Below are 22361 nucleotides of genomic sequence, written 5' to 3' on the forward strand. Positions count from 1 at the left end.
GCGTGACGAGCAGCGCGGTGGCCGCGTCGAGCCGCGTCTTCAGCAGCACCTGGCGCGGCGTCAGGTGAAACACCTTGTGGAAGTAGCGCTCGAGTTGCGCGACCGACATCCCCGCCATCTGCGCGAGGTGCTTCAGGTTCAGCGGCTGCACGTAGTGATCCTGGATGTGCTGGACCACGTCGGCGAGGCGGCTGTACGCCGGGTGCGATCCCTCGTGCGCCTTCAGGTCGCGCGAGATGCCCGCGAGACCGACCACCCGGCCCGCGGCGTCGCGCAGCGGCTCCTTGCAGGTCAGGCACCAGCCCGGCTGGCGGCCCGGATACAGGTGCAGCTCGAGCTGGTCCATCAACTGCTGGCCGGCGTTGATCGTCGCCATGTCCTGCTCGAAATAGCTGCGGCCGAAGCGGCGCGGAAACACCTCGTCGGCCGTCTTGCCGAGCAGGTCGCCCTTGTCCTTGTAGCCGCAGCGCATTGCCAGCGTGCGATTGACGATCGCGTAGCGGCCACTCGCATCCTTCACGAAGAACGCGACGTCCGGCAGCGCATCGAACACCGGTTCGAGCAGGCGAAAATGCGCGAGCATCGCGCCGAAATCGGCGTTGTCGGGCTGGTAGCGCAACGTGTCGGACAGGCTCATGGGCGGTACGGCAAGCAAGGTCGTCATCCCGGCAACCGCGAAGCGAGTGGCAGATGGCGTCGATTATAGGAGCGCCCCTTCGATCGCGTCGCATCGAATGCGGGGCGGGCAAGACGGTGGCCGGCGGCATCGCGCGCCCCGATCGCGGGCAACGCTGGTTGTGCACGCAACCAATGCAATGACGTGCGGGCCAGCAGCCGTTCGCCTTCGTCGCAGCCGGCGCAGCGCGTCGCACGCCGGCACCACCCACCCGAATCCGTCATCCTAAAAATGCCGACGGCCCGCGTCTTGGCGGGTTTGCGCATTCGCCATGACGATTTCGGCATATATCAGGGTAATCGACGATATGCCGATATCGTCGCCGGCCGCGCACCGAACGCGCAAGACGCCCGCATTTTCGCTATCTAGACTTCGTTTCACGGTCACGAGACGACCTCCCGTCGCTGCCGCAATCGGCACGCACGGCCCGCCGCATCCGCTGTCGCACACGCCGATTCCGGCACAGCGCGCGCGGCATGTGACGCGCGTGCATGGCCTGCGCATCGGCCTGCCGACCGAACCGTCTCGCCCGGTTTACCGGCGCCGCCCGCATGCGCGCGGCGCCCCAACCACGCCATCAAGGGGAAGTGAAAGTGAAGCTGAAGGTATCGCACGTCGCGCTGGCCGCCGCCTGCGCACTGTCGGGCGCGCACGCCGTCGCCGCCGACGTCGTCAAGATCGGTTTCGCCGCACCGCTGACCGGCCCGCAGTCGAATTACGGCACGGACATGCAGAAGGGCGTGCAGCTCGCGATCGCCGATTTCAACGCGACGCATCCGACGATCGGCGGCAAGCCCGTCACGTTCCAGCTCGACGCGCAGGACGACCAGGCCGACCCGCGCACCGGCACGACCGTCGCGCAGCGGCTGATCGACGACAACGTCCGCGGGATCATCGGCCACTTCAACTCGGGCACCAGCATTCCCGCGTCCGACCTGTACGATCGCGCGGGGCTGCCGCAGATCTCGATGGCGACGTCGCCGCAATACACGGCGCGCGGCTACAAGACGACTTACCGGTTGCTGACGAGCGACGCGCAGGCGGGCCGCATCGTCGGCACGTATGCGGTGAAGACGCTGCGCTTCAAGCGCATCGCGATCATCGACGACCGCACGGCCTACGGCCAGGGCATCGCCGACGAATTCGCGAAGGCCGTCGAAGCGGCCGGCGGTACGATCGTCAAGCGCGACTTCACGAACGACAAGGCGCTCGATTTCTCGGCGATCCTGACCAACCTGAAGGGCGTGAATCCGGACGCGGTCTTCTACGGCGGCGGCGACGCGCAATCGTCGCCGATGATCCGCAAGATGCGCCAGCTCGGGATGAAGTCGGCGTTCGTGACGGGCGAGATGTCGCGCTCGCCGACGTTCCTGAAGGTCGGCGGCGACGCGGCCGAAGGCGCGATCGTCTACATGGGCGGGCTGCCGAAGGAAAAGATGCCGGGCTTCTCCGGCTACGCGGCACGCTACAAGGCGCGCTTCAACGAAGACGTGATCACGTACTCGCCGTATTCGTACGACGGCACGATCGCGCTGCTCACCGCGATGAAGGACGCGAACTCGACCGATCCGAAGGTGTACACGCCGTATCTCGGCAAGGTGTCGATCAAGGGCGTGTCGGCGCCCAGCATCGCGTACGACGCAAAGGGCGACCTGAAGGATGCGCCGGTGACGATCTACAAGGTCGAGCGCGGCGCGTTCAAACCGGTCGACACGATCGCCGGCAACTGATAACCGATACGCGGCCGCGGCCCCGCGCGGCGCGCCCGCGGCTCACCGGCCGCCCGCGTCGCGCGCTTCGGCTGCATGGTCCGAAGCCGCTCCCGGCGCGCGCCCGCGCGCAGGCATTTCGCGCTCCTGTAGAATCCCCCCACCCGCTTCGACGCTTCGTCTCCGCCGTGCCCCATCCCGGTGCGGCGGCGCGTGTTGCGCGCCTCACCCGGCACGCGGCGCGCTTCGACGACGCAAGCCGCGCCTTGTCAGTCCATGCCGAAAAGCGGGCCCTGGAGACGCAGCACCGACAACTACATTCAAAAACCGATCGTCCTGACCATGCAAGCTTCCGAATTGAGCGGCGTGCCTCGCGCCGCCGAACGCGCGCTCACGCGCAGCGACTACAAGACCCTTGGCCTCGCCGCACTTGGCGGCGCCCTCGAGTTCTACGACTTCATCATCTTCGTGTTCTTCGCGCCGGCGATAGGGCAGCTCTTCTTCCCGCACGACATTCCGGACTGGCTGCGCCAGTTGCAGACGTTCGGCATCTTCGCGGCCGGCTATCTCGCGCGCCCGCTCGGCGGCGTGATCATGGCGCACTTCGGCGACCTGTTCGGCCGCAAGCGGATGTTCACGCTGAGCGTGCTGATGATGTCGGTGCCGACGCTGTTGATGGGCCTGCTGCCGACCTACGACACGATCGGCATCCTCGCGCCGGTGTTGCTGCTGCTGTTCCGCGTGCTGCAAGGCGCGGCGGTCGGCGGCGAAGTGCCGGGCGCATGGGTGTTCGTGTCCGAGCACGTGCCGTCGCGCCACATCGGCTATGCCTGCGGCACGCTGACCGCGGGCCTCACGGCCGGCATCCTGCTCGGCTCGCTCGTCGCGGCCGGCATCAACAGCCGCTACTCGACGGCCGAAGTCGGGGCGTTCGCATGGCGCATCCCGTTCCTGCTCGGCGGCGTGTTCGGGCTGTTCTCCGTGTACCTGCGCCGCTGGCTGCATGAAACGCCGGTGTTCGCCGAGATGAAGGCGAAGAAGGCGCTCGCGGCCGAGATTCCGCTGAAGGCCGTGCTGCGCGACCACGGCCGCGCGGTGATCGTGTCGATGCTGCTTACGTGGATGCTGTCGGCCGCGATCGTCGTCGTGATCCTGATGACGCCCGCGCTGCTGCAGAAACAGTTCCACCTGACGCCCGCGACGACGCTGTTCGCGAACAGCGTCGCGACGCTGTGCCTGACGGCCGGCTGCATCACCGCGGGTTCGCTCGCGGGCTGGATCGGCGCGAAGCGCGTGCTCGGCATCGGCGGTATCGGGCTGGCCGCGTGCTACTACCTGCTGTTCGTGCAGGTTGCGGCCGATGCGTCGACGCTGCCGCTCTACTACGGGATCGCGGGCTTCATGGTCGGCACGATCGGCGCGGTGCCGTTCGTGATGGTCAAGAGCTTCCCGGCCGTCGTGCGCTTCTCGGGCATCTCGTTCTCGTACAACGTCGCGTATGCGATCTTCGGCGGGCTCACGCCGGTGATCGTGTCGCTGATGATGAAGTCGAATCCGCTCGCGCCGGTCGTGTACGTCGCGGCGATCTGCGTGCTCGGCGCGATCGCCGTGCAGTTCTCGAAGGATGCGAAGGACGCGAAGGACGCACGTTGAATGTCGGCGCGCACGCGCCGGCCGGATGAACGAAGGGCCGAATCCCGCGGCGTGCGGGATTCGGCCCTTTTGTCTTGCGTCGGCGTAGCGCCGAGAATTGGCTTAGCTCAACGCAGCACGCCGTACGACGAACTCGGCCGGCGCAGCGCGTCGATGCTCGCGCCGCCGGCGCCCGTGACGAACAGCAGCAGGAACCCGCCAGCGATCGCGACGTTCTTCCAGAAGTGAATCACCATGTCGTGCTGGACGGCGGCGTTCGTCGCGTCCCAGAAATTGTGCCCGACCATCGCGGTCGCGATCGTATAGACCGCCATCAGCAACGCGAGCGGCCGGACCTTGTAGCCGACGATCAGCAGCAGGCCGCCCAGCCCCTCGATCGCGACGACGATCGGCGCGACGATCTGTTGATAGGGCACGTTCATTCCGTGCAGATACGCGACGAAATCGCTGTAGCCGAGCAGCTTCATGATGCCGCCCCACAAGAACAACGCCGCCAGCGCCAGGCGTGCGAAAAAAATGACGCCGGAATCGACGGTACGCGTCATGCCTCTCTCCTCGTATGCAATTCGGCCGCCCGCGCGGGGCGCGCCCGGGCGGTTCGGCGCCGCGCGACCCGGAAGGGCGCGCGGCAAATGGGCCAGCATAGAGGGTCTTTCCGCGGTGTCCAAGAAAAAGGTTGTAGCAAATCTTTACACTGCGGCGGCCGCGCCGGCGGCCCGGCGCGCTGAAAAACGCGTTTAGCCCGCGTCGCTCAACAGCACGCCTTTCTTGAAGATGAAGCAGCCGTAACCGCGCGTTTCGCCGGTGACGATCACCGCATACGTCTGCTGCGCACGCTCGTAGAACGCGAAACGTTCGACGCCGGCCAGCGGCACCGGGCGCCCTTCCGCGCGGTCGATCTCGGCCTGCACTTCGCGCTGCACGGGCGGTACCGCCGCCGCGTCGCCGACGACTTCCATCCGCCACGCGGGTGTGTCGACGAACGTGTCGAGCGGCAGCACCGACAGCACCGCGCGCACGACGCGCGCCGAATCGGCGCCGTCGACGCGCAGTGCGCGGCCGACCACCGTGTGCTCCGCGACGGATTCCGCGGGGAAGTTCGCATCGCAGATCGCGATTTCGTCACCGTGGCCCATCGCGCGCAGCGTGTGCAGGATGTCGGCGTGCAGCAGCGGGTCGAGGTTCTTCAGCATGTCGGTGGGTCTCCGGGGTGGGGAACGAATCGCATAACGTTACCCGATCCCGGCGGCCGTGGTGCATGCATCGTTCGCGTCACGACGCCGCGGCCGGCATTTCGTCGATGAAACCCGTGACCGACGCGAGGCGGCCCGACGCGTCGACGATGCCGAAGTCCGAGCCCTTCACGATCGCCGTGCCGTCGGGCGACACGAGCGCCCACGAGAACCGCAGGTGCGGGCCGAACCCGTCGACGTCGGTCGTGCGGCGAAAGCGATAGGCGGGAAAGCGTTGCTGCACGGCCGCGATCATCGTGTCGATGCCCGCGTGGCCGTCGCCGGTCATCAGCGGATCGCGATAGGCTGCGTCGCTTGCGTACGTCGCGTCGATCAGTTCGCGGCGGCGCGCGGCGTCGGATTCGTTCCAGGCGTCGAAGTAGCGGTCGATCAGGTCGGCGTGAACGGACGAAGCGGATTGAGCGGTGTTCATGGCGAGGCTCCTTGTATCGGTGGACGATGTCGCGGACGTTTCGGGTCCGCGTGTCGCTATCGTCGCCGGGGCCGCGCGGGCGGTCGATTACGTACGAGGTAAGGAAATCGCGTGCGCCATCCCACAAGAAAACGGGCGCCCGAAGGCACCCGCATCGTCTTGCCGCAACCACCGCACGCGTCAGGTCACCGGCGCCGGATTGAACAGCGTCAGCGCATTCGCGAGCTTCCATTGCTCGGCCCACGTGCGGCGCTTGCCGCTCGCGACGTCGAGCATCAGCCGGAACAGCGCCCAGCCCGTGTCCTCGATCGTCGCCGCGCCGGTCGCGATCTGCCCCGCATCGAGATCCATCAGGTCATGCCAGCGGCGCGCGAGATCGCTGCGCGTCGCGACCTTGATCACCGGCACCTGCGCGAGCCCGTACGGCGTGCCGCGGCCGGTCGTGAAAATATGCAGGTTCATCCCCGCCGCGAGCTGTAGCGTGCCGCAGATGAAATCGCTCGCGGGTGTCGCCGCGTACAGCAGCCCCTTCTGCCGCGCGCGATCGCCGGGGCGCACGACGCCGGCGATCGGCGCGCTGCCCGACTTCACGATCGACCCCATCGCCTTCTCGACGATGTTCGACAGGCCGCCCTTCTTGTTGCCGGGCGTCGTGTTCGCACTGCGGTCGACGCGGCCGCGCTGCAGGTAGCGGTCGTACCAGTCCATCTCGCGGATGATCTCGCGGGCCACTTCTTCGTTCGCCGCACGCGACGTGAGCTGCGCGACGCCGTCGCGCACTTCGGTCACCTCGGAGAACATGATCGTCGCGCCCGCGCGCACGAGCAGGTCGGCCGCGAAGCCGACGGCCGGGTTCGCGGTGAGCCCCGAGAACGCGTCGCTGCCGCCGCACTGCACGCCGACGACGAGATCCGACGCGGGGCACGTCTCGCGGCGGCGGCGGTTGAGCCGCTCCAGATGCGATTCGGCCATCTTCATGATCGAGTCGATCATCGAATTGAAGCCGACGTGCGCGGCGTCCTGCAGGCACACGACGCCGCCGTTGCCGGTCGCGCCGTCGGCCGCCACCGGAATCGCGCCCGGCGGCAGCAGGCGCTCGGGCTGCAGCTTCTCGCAGCCGAGGCTCACGGTCATCACCTCGCCGCCGAAGTTCGGATTCAGGCTGATGTTGCGCAGCGTGCGGATCGGGATATCGGCGTCGGGTGCATCGATCGCAACCCCGCAGCCGTACGTATGTTCGAGCCCGACCACGTCGTCGACGTTCGGGTAGCGCGGCAGCAGCTCGTCCTTGATCCGCTTCACCGCGTGCTCGACGACGCCCGACACGCACTGCACGGTCGTCGTGATCGCGAGGATGTTGCGCGTGCCGACCGAGCCGTCCGCATTGCGGAAGCCCTCGAACGTATAGCCGTCGAGCGGCTCGAGCGGCGGCGCGGCGCGCGTGGCGAGCGGCAGGTCGTCGAGCCCCGGCGGCTCGGGCATGCGCATCGTGCGCTCGTTGACCCAGCTGCCGCGCCGCAGGTCGGTCAGCGCATAGCCGATCACCACGTTGTAGCGAATGACCGGATCGCCGGCCGCGAGATCGACGAGCGCGACCTTGTGCCCCTGCGGCACGCCTTCGCACAGCGTCAGCCCGTCGGCGAACGTCGCGCCTTCGGGCAAACCGCCGTCGTTGACGACGATCGCGACGTTGTCGTCCGGATGCACGCGGATGTAGAGCGGGGAAGCAGTCATCGGAATTCCTGGAGCCTGTCTGCGATATCGTTAGTCATCATACGACATTCAACCTCAATTGATGATGCTACGTAAACCCTTATCCGGAAAGACCCTACCCTTGACCCGCCAGCAAACCGCTTGCGCCGCTCATGCTTGCGTTGTACGATGACATACAACGACATCGCCAATTCGGCTCGTATGCCGTTCCCGACGAACCAGCACTCGCGCTAGACGGACGACCTCAACCATGACTTCACCGCAAGAACTCAAACAGATCATCTCCCACGGCCTGCTGTCGTTTCCGCTGACGGATTTCGACGCGGACGGCAGCTTCCGTCCGACCACCTACGCCGAGCGCCTCGAATGGCTGGCGCCGTATGGCGCGAGCGCATTGTTCGCGGCCGGCGGCACCGGCGAATTCTTCTCGCTCACGCAGCGCGAGTATTCGGACGTGATCCGCGTCGCGACGGAAACCTGCAAGGGCAAGGTGCCGATCCTCGCCGGCGCGGGCGGCGCGACGCGCGTCGCGATCGAATATGCGCAGGAAGCCGAGCGCCTCGGCGCGAGCGGCGTGCTGCTGATGCCGCACTACCTGACCGAAGCGAGCCAGGAAGGGATCGCCGAGCACGTCGAGCAGGTGTGCCGCGCGCTGAAGATCGGCGTCGTGGTGTACAACCGCGCGAATTCGAAGCTGAATGCGGACATGCTCGAGCGCCTCGCCGACCGTTGCCCGAACCTGATCGGCTTCAAGGACGGCGTCGGTGAGATCGAAAGCATGGTCACGATCCGCCGCCGCCTCGGCGATCGCTTCGCGTACCTCGGCGGCCTGCCGACGGCTGAAGTCTATGCGGCCGCGTACAAGGCGCTCGGCGTGCCGGTGTACTCGTCGGCCGTGTTCAACTTCATCCCGAAGACGGCGATGGCATTCTACGAAGCGATCGCGAAGGACGACCACGCGACGGTCGGCCGCCTGATCGACGAGTTCTTCCTGCCGTACCTGAAGATCCGCAATCGCCGCGCCGGCTACGCGGTCAGCATCGTGAAGGCGGGCGCGAAGCTCGTCGGCCACGACGCGGGCCCGGTGCGCGCACCGCTCGTCGACCTGACCGACGAAGAAGCGGCGGAGCTCGACGTGCTGATCAAGAAGATGGGCCCGCAGTAAGCCGGGTTCGCCGGCGGCGCGGCGCCTTCATCGGCACGGCGCGCCGGCTGCCCACGCGTCTGTATCCGTATCACGCGATGGCCGCGCGGCTCGAGGAGCCGGCGCGGCCATCGCATTACATCTGCGCGATCGCGCCGATGATCCGCTGCCGCACGCTCGCGAGCGTGCGCTGCGTCTCGTCGATCCCCTTGCGCGCCGCGAGCGGCCGGCCGCGCGACGGCGACTCGGCGCCCACGATCTGTTCCAGCACGTCGCGATCGACGACCGCATCGAAGAAGCGCCCGACGGTAAACATCGCGTACTGCTTCGCGGTCGCGAGATGCGTGTTGGCCTGCGTGAGCGCGTCGGCGCGCTGCGCGCCGTTCGGCCCGTCGATGCTGCGGCGATGCTTCAGCGCGAACACCACCGCCTCCATGTCGTACTTGAAGCGCTCGACGGCCCTGCCGAAGATCAACGAATGCGGATCGGAGCCCGCGACGGGCCGCCCCTGGTTGATCGTCACATCGAATTCGCTGCCGCCCAGCTCGCGCTGCAGCGCGAACAGCGCGTCGGCCAGCACACGCCCTTCGCTGGTTTCGCCGATCTGGGTACGGACCGATTTCGCGACGTCGCCGATCGTTTTCCACAACCCGGCCGCGAACAGGTGGTCGCCACGCTTGCTGATAGTCATCGGATGGTTCCTTGTTGGTCTTGTGATCTCTCAGGCTCGCCTGCGGGCCGGACGGCCCGCGGCTTCGCTACTGTAGGAGAAACGCGGGCAACAGGAAAGCCACCGCGAAAAAAGCGGAGACGGCCACCGGCCGCCTCTGCTTTCGCCCATCCGGCAAGCAGCCCGGCGCTCGCCGCCGGGCCGCCGCCACGTCACTCCGCCTTGCCGTCCCGCAGCCGCGGAATCGCGAGCGGATTGCCTTCCCTCAGCCCTTCGGGCAGCAGGTCGTCCGGGAAATCCTGATAGCACACCGGCCGCAGGAAGCGCTCGATCGCGGTCGCGCCGACCGACGTGACGGCCGGGTTCGACGTCGCGGGGAACGGCCCGCCGTGCACCATCGCATCGCACACCTCGACGCCGGTCGGGTAACCGTTGACCAGCAGCCGCCCGGCCTTGCGCTCGAGGATCGGCAGCAGCCGGCGCGCGAGCGGCTTGTCGTCGGCGTCGATTTGCAGCGTGGCCGTCAACTGGCCTTCGAGCGCGTCGAGCACGCGCGCGACTTCGTCGAGATCGCGGCAGCGCACGATCAGCGACGCCGGCCCGAATACCTCGTGGCTGAACGCCGGCTCGCCCAGGAATGCCTGCGCGCCGACTTCGTACAGCGCGCCGCCCGCCTGGCAGTCGGTCTGCGCGGCCTCGCCCGCGCCGATTTCGCGCACGCCCGGCAGTTCGGCCAGCTTGCCGCGGCCATTGCGGTACGCATCGGCGATGCCGGGCGTGAGCATCACGCCGGCCGGCTTCTTCGCGAGCGCCTGCGCGGCGACCGTTTCGAAACGGTCGAGATCGGGGCCGTCGATCGCGAGCACGAGGCCCGGATTGGTACAGAACTGGCCGACGCCGAGCGTCAGCGAATCGACGAAGCCCGTCGCGATCGCGTCGCCACGCGCGGCCAGCGCGGCCGGGAACAGCACGACCGGGTTGATGCTGCTCATTTCCGCATAGACGGGAATCGGCTGCGGGCGCGCGTTCGCGAGTTGCACGAGCGCCATCCCGCCCTGCCGCGAACCGGTGAAACCGACGGCCTGGATCGCCGGATGGCTGACCAGCGCCGCGCCGGTCACGCGGCCGGGACCGACCAGCAGCGAGAACACGCCGGCCGGCATGCCGGTTTTCTCGACCGCGGCGCGAATCGCGCGGCCGACCAGTTCCGACGTGCCGAGGTGCGCCTCGTGCGCCTTCACGATCACCGGGCAACCGGCCGCGAGCGCCGACGCGGTATCGCCGCCGGCCACCGAGAACGCGAGCGGGAAATTGCTTGCGCCGAACACGGCGACGGGCCCGAGCGCGACTTTCTGCAGCCGCAGGTCGGAACGCGGCAGCGGCGTGCGCGCCGGCTGCGCGGGATCGATCGACGCGGCGAGGAAGCGCCCGTCGCGCACCACGCGCGCGAACAACCGGAGCTGGCCGACGGTGCGGCCGCGCTCGCCCTGCAGCCGCGCGACGGGCAGCCCCGTTTCGGCGTGCGCGCGGTCGATCAGCGCATCGCCGAGCGCGACGATCTCATCGGCGATCGCTTCGAGGAACGCCGCGCGGGCCGCGAGCGGTTGCGTGCGGTACGCATCGAACGCGTCGCGGGCGAGTTCGCACGCGCGATCGACGTCGGCCTGCGTCGCGACGCCGAACGCCGGGGCCTCGATCGGCGCGCCCTTCGTCGGATCGAATGCGTGCAAGGTGCCTGCCGAGCCGGCCACCGCTTCGGCGCCGATCAGCATCTCTCCTGTCAGTTGCATGGGGTGTGCTCCGTGGTTCGGGAATGGATGGCTCATTGTAACGCAACAGATACGATGTCTGCCGACGGCATGGGGTCATTCTCGCCGTCTGCGAGGGCGCGGACGATACACCGGCAAGCGTTGTCCGGGCCAGTAAATCCCGACGTTCCCATATTGTGAGGCCGACCTCAAAGGGAAAACCCGAGGTTTCTGAGTCCGGGCATTGTCAATACACTTTCGCTCATGTCATACGACGACGTATGTTTAAAATGAGCAATCAGTCCTCCCCTCGCGATCTTCCGCTCGATCTCGCGCGCACCGCGCGCCGAACTGCGGTGCGCTACTGGATCCTGGCGATGCTGTTCGTCGTCACGACGCTCAACTATGCGGACCGCGCGACGCTGTCGATCACCGGCACGCCGATCCGCAAGGCGTTCGGCATCGACCCGGTGACGATGGGCTACATCTTCTCGGCGTTCAGTTGGGCGTACGTGCTCGCGCAACTGCCGAGCGGCTGGCTGCTCGACCGCTTCGGCGCGCGGCGCGTGTATGCGGCGAGCATCTTCCTGTGGTCGGCGTTCACGCTGCTGCAGAGCGCGATCGGCGTCGGCGGCAGCGCCGCGTTCGCGGTGGCCGCGCTGTTCGCGATGCGCTTCGCGGTCGGCATCGCGGAGGCGCCGGCGTTTCCGGCGAACGCGAAGGTCGTCGCGAGCTGGTTCCCGACCGCCGAGCGCGGCACCGCGTCGGCGATCTTCAACGCCGCGCAGTACTTCGCGGCCGTGGTGTTCTCGCCGCTGATGGCCTGGCTCACGCATGCGTACGGCTGGCATCAGGTGTATCTGTGGCTCGGCCTGGCCGGCATCGCGCTCGCGTTCCTGTGGCTGCGCTTCGTGAGGGACCCGGCCGACCATCCGGCCGTGAACCGCGCGGAACTCGACCATATCGAGCAGGGTGGCGGCCTGGTGCGGTCGACGGGCGGGGCGCGCGGCAGCGGCAGCGGCGGCAGCGGCGGCGGCGGCGGCGCTTCCGAGGGCAGCCGCGTGGCCGGCTGGTACTACGTGCGCCAGCTGCTGTCGAACCGGATGCTGATCGGCGTGTACCTCGGCCAGTACTGCGTGAACGTGCTCACCTACTTCTTCCTCACGTGGTTCCCGATCTACCTCGTCCAGGCGCGCGGCATGTCGCTGCTGAAGGCCGGCTTCATGACGTCGCTGCCGGCAATCTGCGGGTTCCTCGGCGGCGTGCTCGGCGGAATGCTGTCGGACGCGCTGATCCGCCGCGGCGTATCGCTGACGTTCGCGCGCAAGATTCCGATCGTCGGCGGGATGCTGCTGTCGATGACGATCATCGGCTGCAACTACGTCGACAGCGAAGCGCTGGTCATCATGCTGATGGCCGTGTCGTTCTTCGGCAAGGGGATCGGCTCGCTCGGCTGGGCCGTCGTCGCGGATACCGCGCCGAAGGAAGCGATCGGCCTGTCGGGCAGCCTGTTCAACATGTTCGGCAACACGGCGGGCATCGTCGCGCCGATCGCGATCGGCTACCTCGTCGGCGCGAGCGGCTCGTTCAACGGCGCACTGGTGTTCGTCGGGCTGAACGCGCTCGTCACCGTGTTCAGCTATCTCGTGATCGTGAAGGACATCAAGCGCGTCGAACTGCGTCATCGCGACGCGTGACGTTCGATGTGTCGCAAGGAACGGCGGCCGCGCAACAGCGGCCGCCGTTTTTTTGCATCGGATCGACGTCAGGTCGACGCGTGCACGAGGCGCAGCATGTCGTGCACGCCGGACGTCATCAGCGCGAGGAACGCGAGCAGGCCGACGTAGCAGAGCGCGTAGGTCGTCTTCGTCTCGATCGACGTCGCGTAGTACACGCGGTTCTCCGGCGCGTCGGGATCGTAGCGCCACGCACGCTTCAACTGAGGCAGCGCGAGGATCGCCATCACGATCAGCAGCGGGCTCGGCCGATACGCGAACAGCGCGATCAGCACCGGCACGCCCGCGAACCAGATGCGCGGCGACAGCACCGCGGTGATCCGCCCGCCGTCGAACGGCGACAGCGGAATCATGTTGAACAGGTTGAGAAAGAAACCCGTGTACGACAGCGCAAGCAACAGGCTGCTGTCGGTGTGCCGCGCGGCCGCATAGCAGGCCAGCGCGCCCAGCGTGCCGACGAACGGCCCGGCGAGCCCGACGTACGCTTCCGTTTCCGCGTCGTGCGGCATTTCCTTCAACTGGATCCACGCGCCGACGAACGGGATGAAGGTCGGCAGCCCGACGTCGAGCCCGCGCCGCTGCGCGGCGACGTAGTGGCCGGCTTCGTGCACCAGCAGCAAGGCGACGAAACCGGCCGCGAAACGCCAGCCGTAGAACAGCGCATAGACCGCGATCGACGCGAGCATCGTGCCCGCCGATACGAGCACCTTGCCGAGCTTCAGGCCGCCGAAGATCAGCAGCAGCAGCTTCGTCATTCCTTGCGCTCCGTGGCGGCCGCGTCGGATGCGTCGGCGACGGCCGGCACCGCGGCCGCCTTCGGCTTGCGCCCGAAGAAGCGCTTGAGCGCCGCGCCGCCGGCCAGCAGCGCGACCGCGCCGATCTTGAAGAACTTCACCGCGAACGCGCCGATCAGCGCGAGCAGGCCGAGCTTTTTCGCGCCGACGCCGACGATCAGCGCCGCGAGCCCGTACTCGGCGACGTGGTCGGTCGATTGGTTGAAGTCGGCATAGCGCTTGCCGTCGTTGAAGCGGATGTTCGACAGCAGTTCGTCGGCCGAGGCCTTGTACTTCGGCAGGTCGGCGAGCGTCGACGCCATCGTCAGCGACAGGTAGCCGTCGCGGCCGAGCACGAGCGTCCGGTAGTTCACGCCGTCGTTCGCGGCATTCGGCGCCGCGCCCTTGTCGCGGATGATCGCCGACCACACGAGCCGGTGCGTGGCCGCGTCGTACGCGGGCGCCTTCGCCCAGCCGACCACCTCGGTTTCGGGCAGGCCGCGCTCCTTGCGCGCCGGGTTGCTTTCCTCGGTGCCGGCCTGCAGGCTTTTCAGCAGTTCGTCGGGCTTCCAGTCCTTCGCGTCGTCGTCGCGGATGTAGCCGCTCGGCTCGAACGACACGACCGAGATCCAGTCGGCGTCCGGATCGTCGGGCAGCACGAGGCCGACCAGTTTCGATTCGTCGATCGCGTTGCCCATCGAGCGCAGGTAGCGGCCGGCTTCGGCGGCCGGCACGAACGACTCGCCGGCCTTCAGCTTCAGCACGGCTTCGTGTTTGACGTCGATGTCGGTCGGCCCCTTCACGACCGCTTCGTTGGCGGCCGCGGCGGCGGCCCTCATTTCGACCTGCGCAGCTTCGGTCTGCGCGTGGCTGCTGATCGCGGCGAGTGCGAGCATCGCCACGCAGGCGAGCCGGACGGCAAGTTTTTTCATTGTTGGATTCCCCTGGAATGCCTTGTTGTCGATGTGCGCGGCGACCGGCCCATGCGTTGTCGTCGCGGGTCCGGCGCCGCCTCTCAGGTGGCACGGGGGCTATGGTAACGCAGCGGCTGCGCGCGACCGGCGCGGCGCGATGCTTACCTCGCAGGTAATGCCGAAAACGCGCGGGATTGCCTATCATCTGCGCCATGAACCCGACCGCCCCCCTCCATTCGCCCTCTCCGTCCGCCGGCCGCGCGTCCGGCGTCGGCCCGCTGCTGCGCACGTGGCGGCAACGCCGGCGCCTGAGCCAGATGGCGCTCGCGCTCGACGCGGAAGTGTCCGCGCGCCACCTGAGCTTCGTCGAATCGGGCCGCGCGCAGCCGAGCCGCGAGATGGTGCTGCATCTCGCCGAACGCCTCGACGTGCCGCTGCGCGAACGCAATGCGCTGCTCGTCGCGGCCGGCTTCGCGCCGCTGTTTCGCGAACGGCCGTTTTCGGACCCGCAACTGGATGCCGCGCGTCATGCGGTCGAAGCCGTGCTGCGCGGGCACGAGCCCTATCCGGCGCTCGCGGTGGACCGCCACTGGACGCTGCTCGCGGCGAACCGGATGCTCGGCGCGCTGGTCGCGCAGGCCGATCCGGCGCTGCTGCAGCCGCCCGTCAACGTGCTGCGGTTGAGCCTGCATCCGGACGGTCTCGCGTCGCAGATCGTCAACTGGCACGAATGGCGCGCGCATATCCTGCATCGGCTGCAGCGGCAGATCGACGCGAGCGGCGACCGCACGCTGCATGCGCTGCGCGACGAACTCGCCGCGTATCCGGCGCCCGCCGAGCAGCCCGACGATTCGCACGCGCGCACCGATTTCGCGGATATCGCCGTGCCGCTGCGGCTACGCACGGCGAGCGGCGAGCTGACGTTCTTCAGTACGACGACGGTATTCGGTACGCCGGTCGACGTGACGCTGTCGGAACTCGCGATCGAGGCGTTCTTTCCGGCGAACCCGGAAACGGTGGAGGCGATGCGGGCGCTGGCGGAGGCGTTGCCGGCGGAGTAGAGCCGGCAGGCGTGCCGGCACGGTGGCCGCGATCAGCGGCGTTCGAGCGCGAGCTTCACGCCGAGCGCCAGCAGGACCACGCCGCTGACGCGATGCATGCGCGTCAGGATGCGCGGGTTGCGACGAATCGACGCCGACAGCAGGCCGGCGAACAGCGCAACCGGCCCCTTGACGAGAAACGTCAGGCCGGCAAACGTCGCGCCCAGCACGAACAGCGACAACATCGGGTGCGCGGCGCCCGCCGGAACGAATTGCGGCAGAAACGCCAGGTAGAAAAGCGCGACCTTCGGATTCGACACGTTGGACAGCGCGCCTTGCGCGAACGTCCGGAGCCGCGATTCCGGCGCGGCGCCGCTGCCCGCGAGCGTCAATTCGCCCGACGAACGCAACAGCGTGATGCCGAGATACAGCAGGTACAACGCGCCGATCATCTTCAGTGCGGTGAACAGCCATTCGGATGCCTGAAGAAGCGCGCCCAGCCCCAGCGTCGCGAGCATCGTGTGGACGAGCAGCCCGACGCTGACGCCCGCGGCGGTCACGAGGCCTGCGCGCGTGCCGCCGGACAGCGTGCGCGACATCACGAGCACCATGTCCTGGCCGGGCGTCAGGATGATCAGAAGGGAGGTGGCCATGAACGGCAACCAGGCGACGTGCGGCATCGGGAATCTCCTGAGGGCGGCGCCGCGGCGGGCGGGAATCGCGCGCTTGCGGGCCGGGGTAGTCGTCAGATTATCGGGAATTTCCCGTGGAGATTGGATGCAAACCCGGCTATTTCCAGCGTCAAATTTGGCGTTATTATCCAATATCAACTTCATTGATAGCCAAAAATGCCAATCAAACTGGACGCGATCGATCGACGCATCCTCCGTGCGTTGCAGCAGAACTCGAACCAGACGAACGCCGACATCGCGCAACAGGCCGGGCTCTCGCCCACGCCATGCCTGCGCCGCGTTCACCTGCTCGAGGAACAGGGCGTGATCGATGCGTACGTCGCGCTGCTGAATCCCGCAGCCGTCGAGTTGCGCTTCACGGCATTCGTCCGCGTCACGCTGGAGCGACAGGACAAGACGACGGTCGAACGCTTCGCGCGGGAGATGGAGCAGGCCCCCGAAGTACTCGAATGCCACCTGATGGCCGGCAGCTACGACTATCTGCTGCGCGTGATCGCGAAGGATCTCGACGACTATCAGCGCTTCCAGATGGAGACGCTCACGCAGATCGAAGGCGTACGCAACGTCGAAACCGAGATCCCGCTGAAGCGCATCAAGCAGACGGTGCGGCTGCCGATCTAGGTGTCGAGGAACGCCATCCGGATCGATGCGGGCAGCGCGCGTTCACGTCAGACCCAGTCGCGAAACGGGTTGTCCCATGTGGCCCAGTGTTCGGGGACGGCGGCCATCTCGGCGTCGGTCAGCAGACATGCGTCGAAGCGCGCGCGCAACGCCGGCTCGTCCATGTCCATGCCGATCAGCACGAGTTCCTGCCGTGCATCGCCGACGTGCTCGTCCCAGCGCGCGGCGCCGAGCCGGCACCGCCCCGCTGCGTATTTACGTATAGAGCGACGCCGGCGGCAATTCCGCGGTCAGCGCGAACCGGCCCACGTCGCGCAGCCGGTAGTCGAGCGGGTCATGCAGCGTATGCGTGCGCGCGTTCCGCCAGAAGCGGTCGAGGCCCAGCGACGCGGCCGTCGCGCGTGCGCCGCATGCGTCGAACAGCGCCTCGCCGTTGTCGAGTGCCGCGCGCTGCGCGACGATCTTCGCTTCCGATACCGCGAGCGCGACTTCGGCGCGTTCGTCGGCCGTCAGCGCATCCTGCCGCGCCCACGCGTGCTGCAACGCGCTGGCCGCGCGATCGGCCAGCGCCGCCGCGGCGATCGCGCGCACGCGCATGTCGCCGAAGCGCTGCAGCGTGTACGGATCGTCCTCGGCCCGCTCGACGCCCGAGTGAATCCACGGGCGGCCATGCTGCCGCACGTAGTCGCGCGCCTCGGCCAGCGCGCCTTCCGCCAGGCCGACGAACAGGTTCGTCAGCACGAGCTGCGACACGAGCGTGCGCAGCGTCGCGCGCGGCGTCGGAGCAGTCTCGGAACGGTGCAGCACTTCGTCCGGCGCGAGCGTCACGCCGTCGAAGCGCACGCTGCCGCTGTCGGTCTGACGCTGGCCGACCGGATCCCAGTCGTCGTTGACCGTGATTCCGGCCCGATCGGTCGGCACCACGCCGAACACGGTGCGGCCGATCGCCGGATCGTGCGCGGACACAGTCATCCGCTGCGAGCCGCGCGTGCCGGAACAGAAACCCTTCACGCCGTCGAGCCGGTAGCCGCCGTCGGGCGTCGCCGTGGCGACGAGCCGCGTGTCGAGCGGATTGACCGCGTTGCCCCACCACCAGCGCCCGTCGACCGTGCCGCGCAGATAGCGCTCGCGCTGCGCGGCGCTGCCCCACACGTCGACGCTCACCACCTGCAGGCACTGGAAGCCGACGAGATGCGCGAGCGCGCTGTCGACCCGCGCGACCTGCCGGATGACGTCGTAGATCGCGGGCCACGCCGCTTCCTGCCCGCCGAACGCACGCGGCACCGCGAGCGTCAGCAGGCCCGCGTCGGCGAGCCACTGCTTCTCCTGCCCGGCGTGACCACCGGCGCGGTCGCGCTCGGCCGCGCTCACGCGCAGCGCATCGATCGCGCGCGCGAGCGCGGCGCGGTCGACGGCCGGTGTATCGGTATCCGGCGCCAGCGTCGCCGGGCCGCGTGGATCGTTCATGCGACAGCTTCCTGTTCAACGGTTTCGCCCGACAGCGGTACGAGCGCGCCAAGCTGGCGGCCGGTCAGCCGCGACAGGATCTCGCGCCGCCAGTCGTCGTAGATCGCACGATATTCGGCGATATCCGCGCCGAATACCAGTGCGGTATGTGCGTACTCGTCGTGCAGATAGCCGTCGAGTCGCGCCTGGGTTTCCTCGTCGGCCGCGATCACGCGATCGATCAGCGCGTCGCGCTCGGCCGCCGGCAGCGCCTGCAGCGTGTCGAACCACCACTGGACGATCTGCACGCGATGCCATTCCTCGTCCGGGCGAATCCGGTTCTCGCCGTGCTCGCGCATCGCGCCGTCGCCGATGCGGCCGGTCTTGCGCTGAATCCACAGCTTCGCGAGGATGTGCAGCTCGTAATGCCATTCGAACGCGAGAAAGCCCGCGACGTCGCGCACCGCGATATCGCCGATGCGCGCCCAGTGCGCGGCGACGAGCCGGTCGACTTCCGGCAGCGGATCGCGCCCCGTCAGTTCGGTCACGCGCTCACGCCCGATCACCGCGTGCGCGCCGTCGTCGCCGAGCTGGCGCGACAGGATCAGCTGGAAATGCGGATCGTCGCGGAACAGCGTGTCGATCGCCTTCGCGACGACCTGCACGATGAACAGGTCGTGCGACGCCATCTTCGTGTAGTAGTCGGCGACGGCGGCCAGCTCGTCGCCGTTGCGCGGCTCGCGCGGCGGCGTCGCCGCTTTGTCGGGGAAGTCCGGACGATGGCGTCGCGCCACCTCCAGAAACAGCGTTTCCTCGAATTGTCCGTTCCATTCGCGTGGCGCGCCGATGGGCAAGGTCATGGTTTTTCTCTCAGGATCAGGAATGAAGCGAGCGGACGCTCGTGGCGTCGCTCAGGTTCGCCGGGTCACGCGTCGGACCAGGCGGTCGCCCGTGATTTGCACGGCCGAAACGAGTGCGATCAGGATTACGATCACGGTCGCCATGACGGTCGTGTCGAAACGTTGATAGCCATAGCGGATCGCGAGATCGCCGAGGCCGCCCGCGCCGACGGCGCCCGCCATCGCGGTCGAGCCGATCAGCGCGACGACGGTGATCGTGAAGCCGCCGAGCATGCCGGGCAGCGCTTCGGGCAGCAGCACGTGCCACACGATGTGGCGGCGTTTCGCGCCCATCGCGAGCGCGGCCTCGATCAGCCCGCGATCGACTTCGCGCAGGCTCACTTCGGCGATGCGCGCGAAGAACGGGATCGCGGCGATCGACAGCGGCACGACGGCCGCCCACACGCCGATCGTCGTGCCGATCAGGATGCGCGTGAACGGCAGCAGCGCGACGAGCAGGATGATGAACGGCGTCGAGCGGAACACGTTGACGAGCGCGCCGAGCACCGCGTTTACGCCGCGCCGCGCGTAGATGCCGCCGGGCGCGGTGGTCACGAGGATCACCGCGAGCGGGATGCCGATCAGCGCCGCGATCGCGGCCGACGCGGCGACCATCGACAGCGTGTCGCGGATCGCGTCGAGCAATTCGGGCCACCAGAGCTCAAACATAGCCGAGCACCTCCGCGTGATTCGCATGGCGGCGCGCGCGTTCGAGCAGCGCGGCGACCGGGCCGGCGTCATCCGCACGCGGCGTCGCGGCGATCACGAGCCGCCCCTGCGCATGCCCCTGGATGCTCTCGATGCCGCCGTGCAGGAACCGCACGGAGCCGCCGAGCGCCGCCGCAAGCGCGCCGACGTCCGGTTCGCCGCCGCTCTCGCCCGTGTAGCGGACGTCGAGCACGATCTGCGCGCCGTCGGGCAGCGCGGCCTGCTCGGGCAGCGGCCGCACGCGCGCGGCCAGTTCGGCCGGCAGATCGTGCTGCAGCGTGCTCAGCAGCGCGCGCGTCGCGCCGTGGCGCGGATCGCCGAACACGCGCCACACCGGGCCGGCTTCGACGACTTCGCCCTGTTCGATCACCGCGACCGTGTCGCACACCGCGCGGATCACTTCCATCTCGTGCGTGATCAGCACGATCGTCAGCCCGAGACGACGGTTGATGTCCGCGAGCAGCGCGAGGATCGATTGCGTGGTTTCCGGATCGAGCGCCGACGTCGCTTCGTCGCACAGCAGCACCTCCGGATCGTGCACGAGCGCCCGCGCGATGCCGACGCGCTGCTTCTGCCCGCCCGACAGGCTCGCCGGATACGCGTCGCGCTTCGCGGCGAGCCCGACGAGGTCGAGCAGCGCCTCGACCTTGCGCACGCGCTCGGCCTTCGGCACGCCGGCGATCTTCAGCGGCAGCGCGACGTTCTCGAACACCGTCTTCGCGGACAGCAGGTTGAAATGCTGGAACACCATGCCGGTGCGGCGCCGCAACGCGACGAGGCCATCCTCGTCGAGCGCGCCGACGTCGACGCCCTGCACGCGCACGCGGCCCGAACTCGGCCGTTCGAGGCCGTTCAGGAGCCGTAGCAGCGTCGACTTGCCGGCGCCGCTGCGGCCGATGATGCCGAACACCTCGCCGCGCCGCACGTCGAGCGTCACGTCGCGCAGCGCGGCGGCCTGGCCGCGCGGCGTCGCGAATACCTTGCCGACCTGCTCCAGCGACACGGCCGCGCCGCCGGCCGGCACGGCCGTTCCCTCATGCGCGGTTGCATCGACGCCGGCGCCGGCGCGCACGGCCGATGCCTCGATGAAACCCAGCGTATCGAACAATTGCGTCATCGCTTCGCTCCGTCACGTTCAGGCATGCGCGGGATGCGCGGGTTCGGCGGCGGCCGCCGGCCGGTGCTGCGCGCCGGTGTGCCAGGCGGGCAGGCGCGGGCCTGCGCCGAACAGCTTCTCGCGCAGCGTCGGCGCGGGATCGTAGTCTTCCTTGTAGACGCCGCGGTTCTGCAGCTCGGGCACGACCCAGTCGACGAAATCCTCGAACGACTCGGGCATCACGGTGCGCGTCAGGTTGAAGCCGTCGATGCCGGTCTCGTCGATCCATGCCTGCAGTTCGTCCGCGACCTGCGAAGGCGAACCGACGATCGGCGCATAGCGGCCGCCCAGCGACATCTGTTCGAGCATCCGGCGCACGGTCCACGTGCCGGTCGTGCTCTTGCGCGAGATCGCGTCGACGGCCGACTGGATCGAATCGGTCTTCACATACGAGATCGGCTCGTCGAGGCCGTACTTCGCGAAATCGATGCCGGTCGAGCTCGCGAAATGCGCGAGGCCTGCTTCGGGGCTTGCGTAGCGCCGGTACTCGTCGAACTTCTCGCGGGCGAGCAATTCGGTCTCGGCCGTCACGACGCTCACACCGGCAAAGATCTTGATCGACGCCGGGTCGCGCCCCTGCCGCGCGGCGGCCGCGCGGATGTCGAGCGCCGCCGCGCGCGCCGCGGCCTTGCTCTGCCCGTTCACGAACACGCATTCCGCGTGACGGCCCGCGAACTCGACGCCGCGCGCGGACGAGCCGGCCTGGTACAGCACCGGCGTGCGTTGCAGCGACGGTTCGCTCAGATGGATCGCATCGATCGAATAGAACGGCCCGTCGTGCTTCACGCGCCGCACCTTGCCCGGCTGCGCGAACACGCGCGCCTGCGTGTCGCGGATCACCGCGTCGTCGTCCCAGCTCTGTTCCCACAGCTTGTAGACGACGTCCATGTAATCGTCGGCGCGCTCGTAGCGGTCGTCGTGGCCGATCTGCTGCGCGAGGCCCATCCCGCGCGCGGCGCTGTCGAGGTAGCCGGTGACGATGTTCCAGCCCACGCGCCCTTTCGTCAGATGATCGAGCGTCGACATGCGGCGCGCGAACAGGTACGGCGGCTCGTAGGTCAGGTTCGCGGTCACGCCGAAGCCGAGATGCCGCGTGACCTGCGCCATCGCGGGCACGAGCAGCAGCGGATCGTTGACGGGCACCTGCACCGATTCGCGCAGTGCGGCCTCGGGCCCGCCGCCGAACACGTCGTACACGCCGACGATGTCCGCGAGAAAGATCCCGTCGAACTTGCCGCGTTCGAGCGTCTTCGCGAGATCGGCCCAGTAGTCGAGGTCGGTGTAGTGCGCGGAGCGGTCGCGCGGATGCGTCCACAGCCCGTGGTTGATGTGCCCGACGCAGTTCATGTTGAACGCGTTGAGCAGGATCTTCTTGCGGTTCGCCGTCGTCATGCCGCC

At 68.3% G+C, this 22361-nt stretch carries 22 protein-coding genes; 6 read left to right on the forward strand and 16 right to left on the reverse strand.

What is annotated here, in order from left to right:
* Nucleotides 1-664: AraC family transcriptional regulator (locus tag A9Z05_RS31600; RefSeq protein ID WP_069621737.1), on the reverse strand; the 664-nt coding region annotated here is incomplete at its 3' end.
* 563 nt (nucleotides 665-1227) lie between these two features.
* Here A9Z05_RS31600 and A9Z05_RS31605 point away from each other — a divergent pair.
* Together A9Z05_RS31605 and A9Z05_RS31610 are read left to right on the forward strand one after the other, a co-directional pair.
* Nucleotides 1228-2406 (forward strand): branched-chain amino acid ABC transporter substrate-binding protein, encoded by a 1179-nt coding sequence (locus tag A9Z05_RS31605; RefSeq protein WP_249190613.1) that lies wholly within the window; start codon nucleotides 1228-1230, stop codon nucleotides 2404-2406.
* Nucleotides 2407-2727: 321 nt separating this feature from the next.
* Nucleotides 2728-4038, forward strand: coding sequence for an MFS transporter (locus A9Z05_RS31610; protein ID WP_069621494.1), 1311 nt, complete (start codon nucleotides 2728-2730; stop codon nucleotides 4036-4038).
* A gap of 107 nt (nucleotides 4039-4145) precedes the next feature.
* Here A9Z05_RS31610 and A9Z05_RS31615 read toward each other — a convergent pair whose 3' ends face one another.
* The 4 genes from A9Z05_RS31615 to garD all read right to left on the reverse strand — a co-directional run bounded on the left by A9Z05_RS31615 (nucleotide 4146) and on the right by garD (nucleotide 7437).
* A complete protein-coding gene (locus A9Z05_RS31615) occupies nucleotides 4146-4583 on the reverse strand; it encodes a DoxX family protein (RefSeq protein WP_069621495.1) in 438 nt (145 codons plus the stop codon).
* Between the two features lie 192 nt (nucleotides 4584-4775).
* Complete coding sequence (locus A9Z05_RS31620) at nucleotides 4776-5231, reverse strand: RbsD/FucU family protein (protein ID WP_069621496.1); 456 nt, start codon at nucleotides 5229-5231, stop codon at nucleotides 4776-4778.
* Between the two features lie 79 nt (nucleotides 5232-5310).
* Nucleotides 5311-5703, reverse strand: coding sequence for a nuclear transport factor 2 family protein (locus A9Z05_RS31625; protein WP_069621497.1), 393 nt, complete (start codon nucleotides 5701-5703; stop codon nucleotides 5311-5313).
* A gap of 180 nt (nucleotides 5704-5883) precedes the next feature.
* Nucleotides 5884-7437, reverse strand: coding sequence for a galactarate dehydratase (garD, locus tag A9Z05_RS31630; protein WP_069621498.1), 1554 nt, complete (start codon nucleotides 7435-7437; stop codon nucleotides 5884-5886).
* Between the two features lie 229 nt (nucleotides 7438-7666).
* Between garD and kdgD the strand changes: the two genes are divergently transcribed.
* Nucleotides 7667-8581, forward strand: coding sequence for a 5-dehydro-4-deoxyglucarate dehydratase (gene kdgD, locus A9Z05_RS31635; protein ID WP_069621499.1), 915 nt, complete (start codon nucleotides 7667-7669; stop codon nucleotides 8579-8581).
* A gap of 115 nt (nucleotides 8582-8696) precedes the next feature.
* Here the strand turns inward: kdgD and A9Z05_RS31640 are convergent, their stop codons facing one another.
* Nucleotides 8697-9251 (reverse strand): hypothetical protein, encoded by a 555-nt coding sequence (locus tag A9Z05_RS31640; RefSeq protein WP_069621500.1) that lies wholly within the window; start codon nucleotides 9249-9251, stop codon nucleotides 8697-8699.
* A 191-nt stretch (nucleotides 9252-9442) separates the two neighbouring features.
* Nucleotides 9443-11020: an aldehyde dehydrogenase (NADP(+)) gene (locus A9Z05_RS31645; protein WP_069621501.1), complete on the reverse strand. Its 1578-nt coding sequence runs from the start codon at nucleotides 11018-11020 to the stop codon at nucleotides 9443-9445.
* A gap of 248 nt (nucleotides 11021-11268) precedes the next feature.
* On the opposite strand from A9Z05_RS31645, the gene A9Z05_RS31650 reads away from it, so the two are divergent.
* Nucleotides 11269-12675, forward strand: a complete 1407-nt coding sequence (locus A9Z05_RS31650; protein ID WP_069621502.1) for an MFS transporter — start codon at nucleotides 11269-11271, stop codon at nucleotides 12673-12675.
* Nucleotides 12676-12743: 68 nt separating this feature from the next.
* On the opposite strand, the gene A9Z05_RS31655 is transcribed toward A9Z05_RS31650, so the two are convergent.
* On the reverse strand, nucleotides 12744-13469 hold the full coding sequence (locus A9Z05_RS31655) for a site-2 protease family protein (RefSeq protein ID WP_069621503.1): 726 nt from the start codon (nucleotides 13467-13469) through the stop codon (nucleotides 12744-12746).
* Nucleotides 13466-14419 carry a DUF2167 domain-containing protein gene (locus A9Z05_RS31660; protein ID WP_069621504.1) on the reverse strand — a complete coding sequence of 318 codons (954 nt, stop codon included), beginning with the start codon at nucleotides 14417-14419 and terminating at the stop codon, nucleotides 13466-13468. The genes A9Z05_RS31655 and A9Z05_RS31660 overlap by 4 nt, the downstream gene beginning before the upstream one ends.
* A 194-nt stretch (nucleotides 14420-14613) precedes the next feature.
* Between A9Z05_RS31660 and A9Z05_RS31665 the strand changes: the two genes are divergently transcribed.
* A complete protein-coding gene (locus A9Z05_RS31665) occupies nucleotides 14614-15462 on the forward strand; it encodes a helix-turn-helix domain-containing protein (protein WP_069621505.1) in 849 nt (282 codons plus the stop codon).
* Nucleotides 15463-15494: 32 nt separating this feature from the next.
* Here the strand turns inward: A9Z05_RS31665 and A9Z05_RS31670 are convergent, their stop codons facing one another.
* The gene (locus A9Z05_RS31670) at nucleotides 15495-16121 is read right to left on the reverse strand and encodes a LysE family translocator (protein ID WP_069621506.1); all 627 of its coding nucleotides are present in this window, start codon (nucleotides 16119-16121) and stop codon (nucleotides 15495-15497) included.
* A gap of 168 nt (nucleotides 16122-16289) precedes the next feature.
* On the opposite strand from A9Z05_RS31670, the gene A9Z05_RS31675 reads away from it, so the two are divergent.
* Nucleotides 16290-16754 (forward strand): Lrp/AsnC family transcriptional regulator, encoded by a 465-nt coding sequence (locus A9Z05_RS31675; protein ID WP_006494255.1) that lies wholly within the window; start codon nucleotides 16290-16292, stop codon nucleotides 16752-16754.
* Nucleotides 16755-16801: 47 nt separating this feature from the next.
* Here the strand turns inward: A9Z05_RS31675 and A9Z05_RS35620 are convergent, their stop codons facing one another.
* From A9Z05_RS35620 to A9Z05_RS31700, 6 genes are read right to left on the reverse strand one after another with little or no spacing between them, the layout of a single operon-like run.
* Complete coding sequence (locus A9Z05_RS35620; RefSeq protein ID WP_256122157.1) at nucleotides 16802-17017, reverse strand: GTP-binding protein; 216 nt, start codon at nucleotides 17015-17017, stop codon at nucleotides 16802-16804.
* Nucleotides 17010-18221, reverse strand: coding sequence for an acyl-CoA dehydrogenase family protein (locus A9Z05_RS31680; RefSeq protein WP_069621507.1), 1212 nt, complete (start codon nucleotides 18219-18221; stop codon nucleotides 17010-17012). Before A9Z05_RS31680 ends, A9Z05_RS35620 begins: the two co-directional genes overlap by 8 nt.
* Nucleotides 18218-19060 (reverse strand): hypothetical protein, encoded by an 843-nt coding sequence (locus A9Z05_RS31685; protein ID WP_069621508.1) that lies wholly within the window; start codon nucleotides 19058-19060, stop codon nucleotides 18218-18220. The genes A9Z05_RS31680 and A9Z05_RS31685 overlap by 4 nt, the downstream gene beginning before the upstream one ends.
* Nucleotides 19061-19111: 51 nt before the next feature.
* Nucleotides 19112-19768, reverse strand: coding sequence for a methionine ABC transporter permease (locus A9Z05_RS31690; RefSeq protein WP_050017321.1), 657 nt, complete (start codon nucleotides 19766-19768; stop codon nucleotides 19112-19114).
* Nucleotides 19761-20924: a methionine ABC transporter ATP-binding protein gene (locus A9Z05_RS31695; RefSeq protein WP_069621509.1), complete on the reverse strand. Its 1164-nt coding sequence runs from the start codon at nucleotides 20922-20924 to the stop codon at nucleotides 19761-19763. The genes A9Z05_RS31690 and A9Z05_RS31695 overlap by 8 nt, the downstream gene beginning before the upstream one ends.
* Nucleotides 20925-20942: 18 nt before the next feature.
* The gene (locus A9Z05_RS31700) at nucleotides 20943-22355 is read right to left on the reverse strand and encodes an LLM class flavin-dependent oxidoreductase (protein WP_069621510.1); all 1413 of its coding nucleotides are present in this window, start codon (nucleotides 22353-22355) and stop codon (nucleotides 20943-20945) included.
* Nucleotides 22356-22361 lie beyond the last annotated feature (6 nt).

It is taken from the genome of Burkholderia sp. A2 (genome assembly GCF_001729305.1).
GTDB classification, from domain to species: Bacteria; Pseudomonadota; Gammaproteobacteria; order Burkholderiales; family Burkholderiaceae; genus Burkholderia; species Burkholderia sola.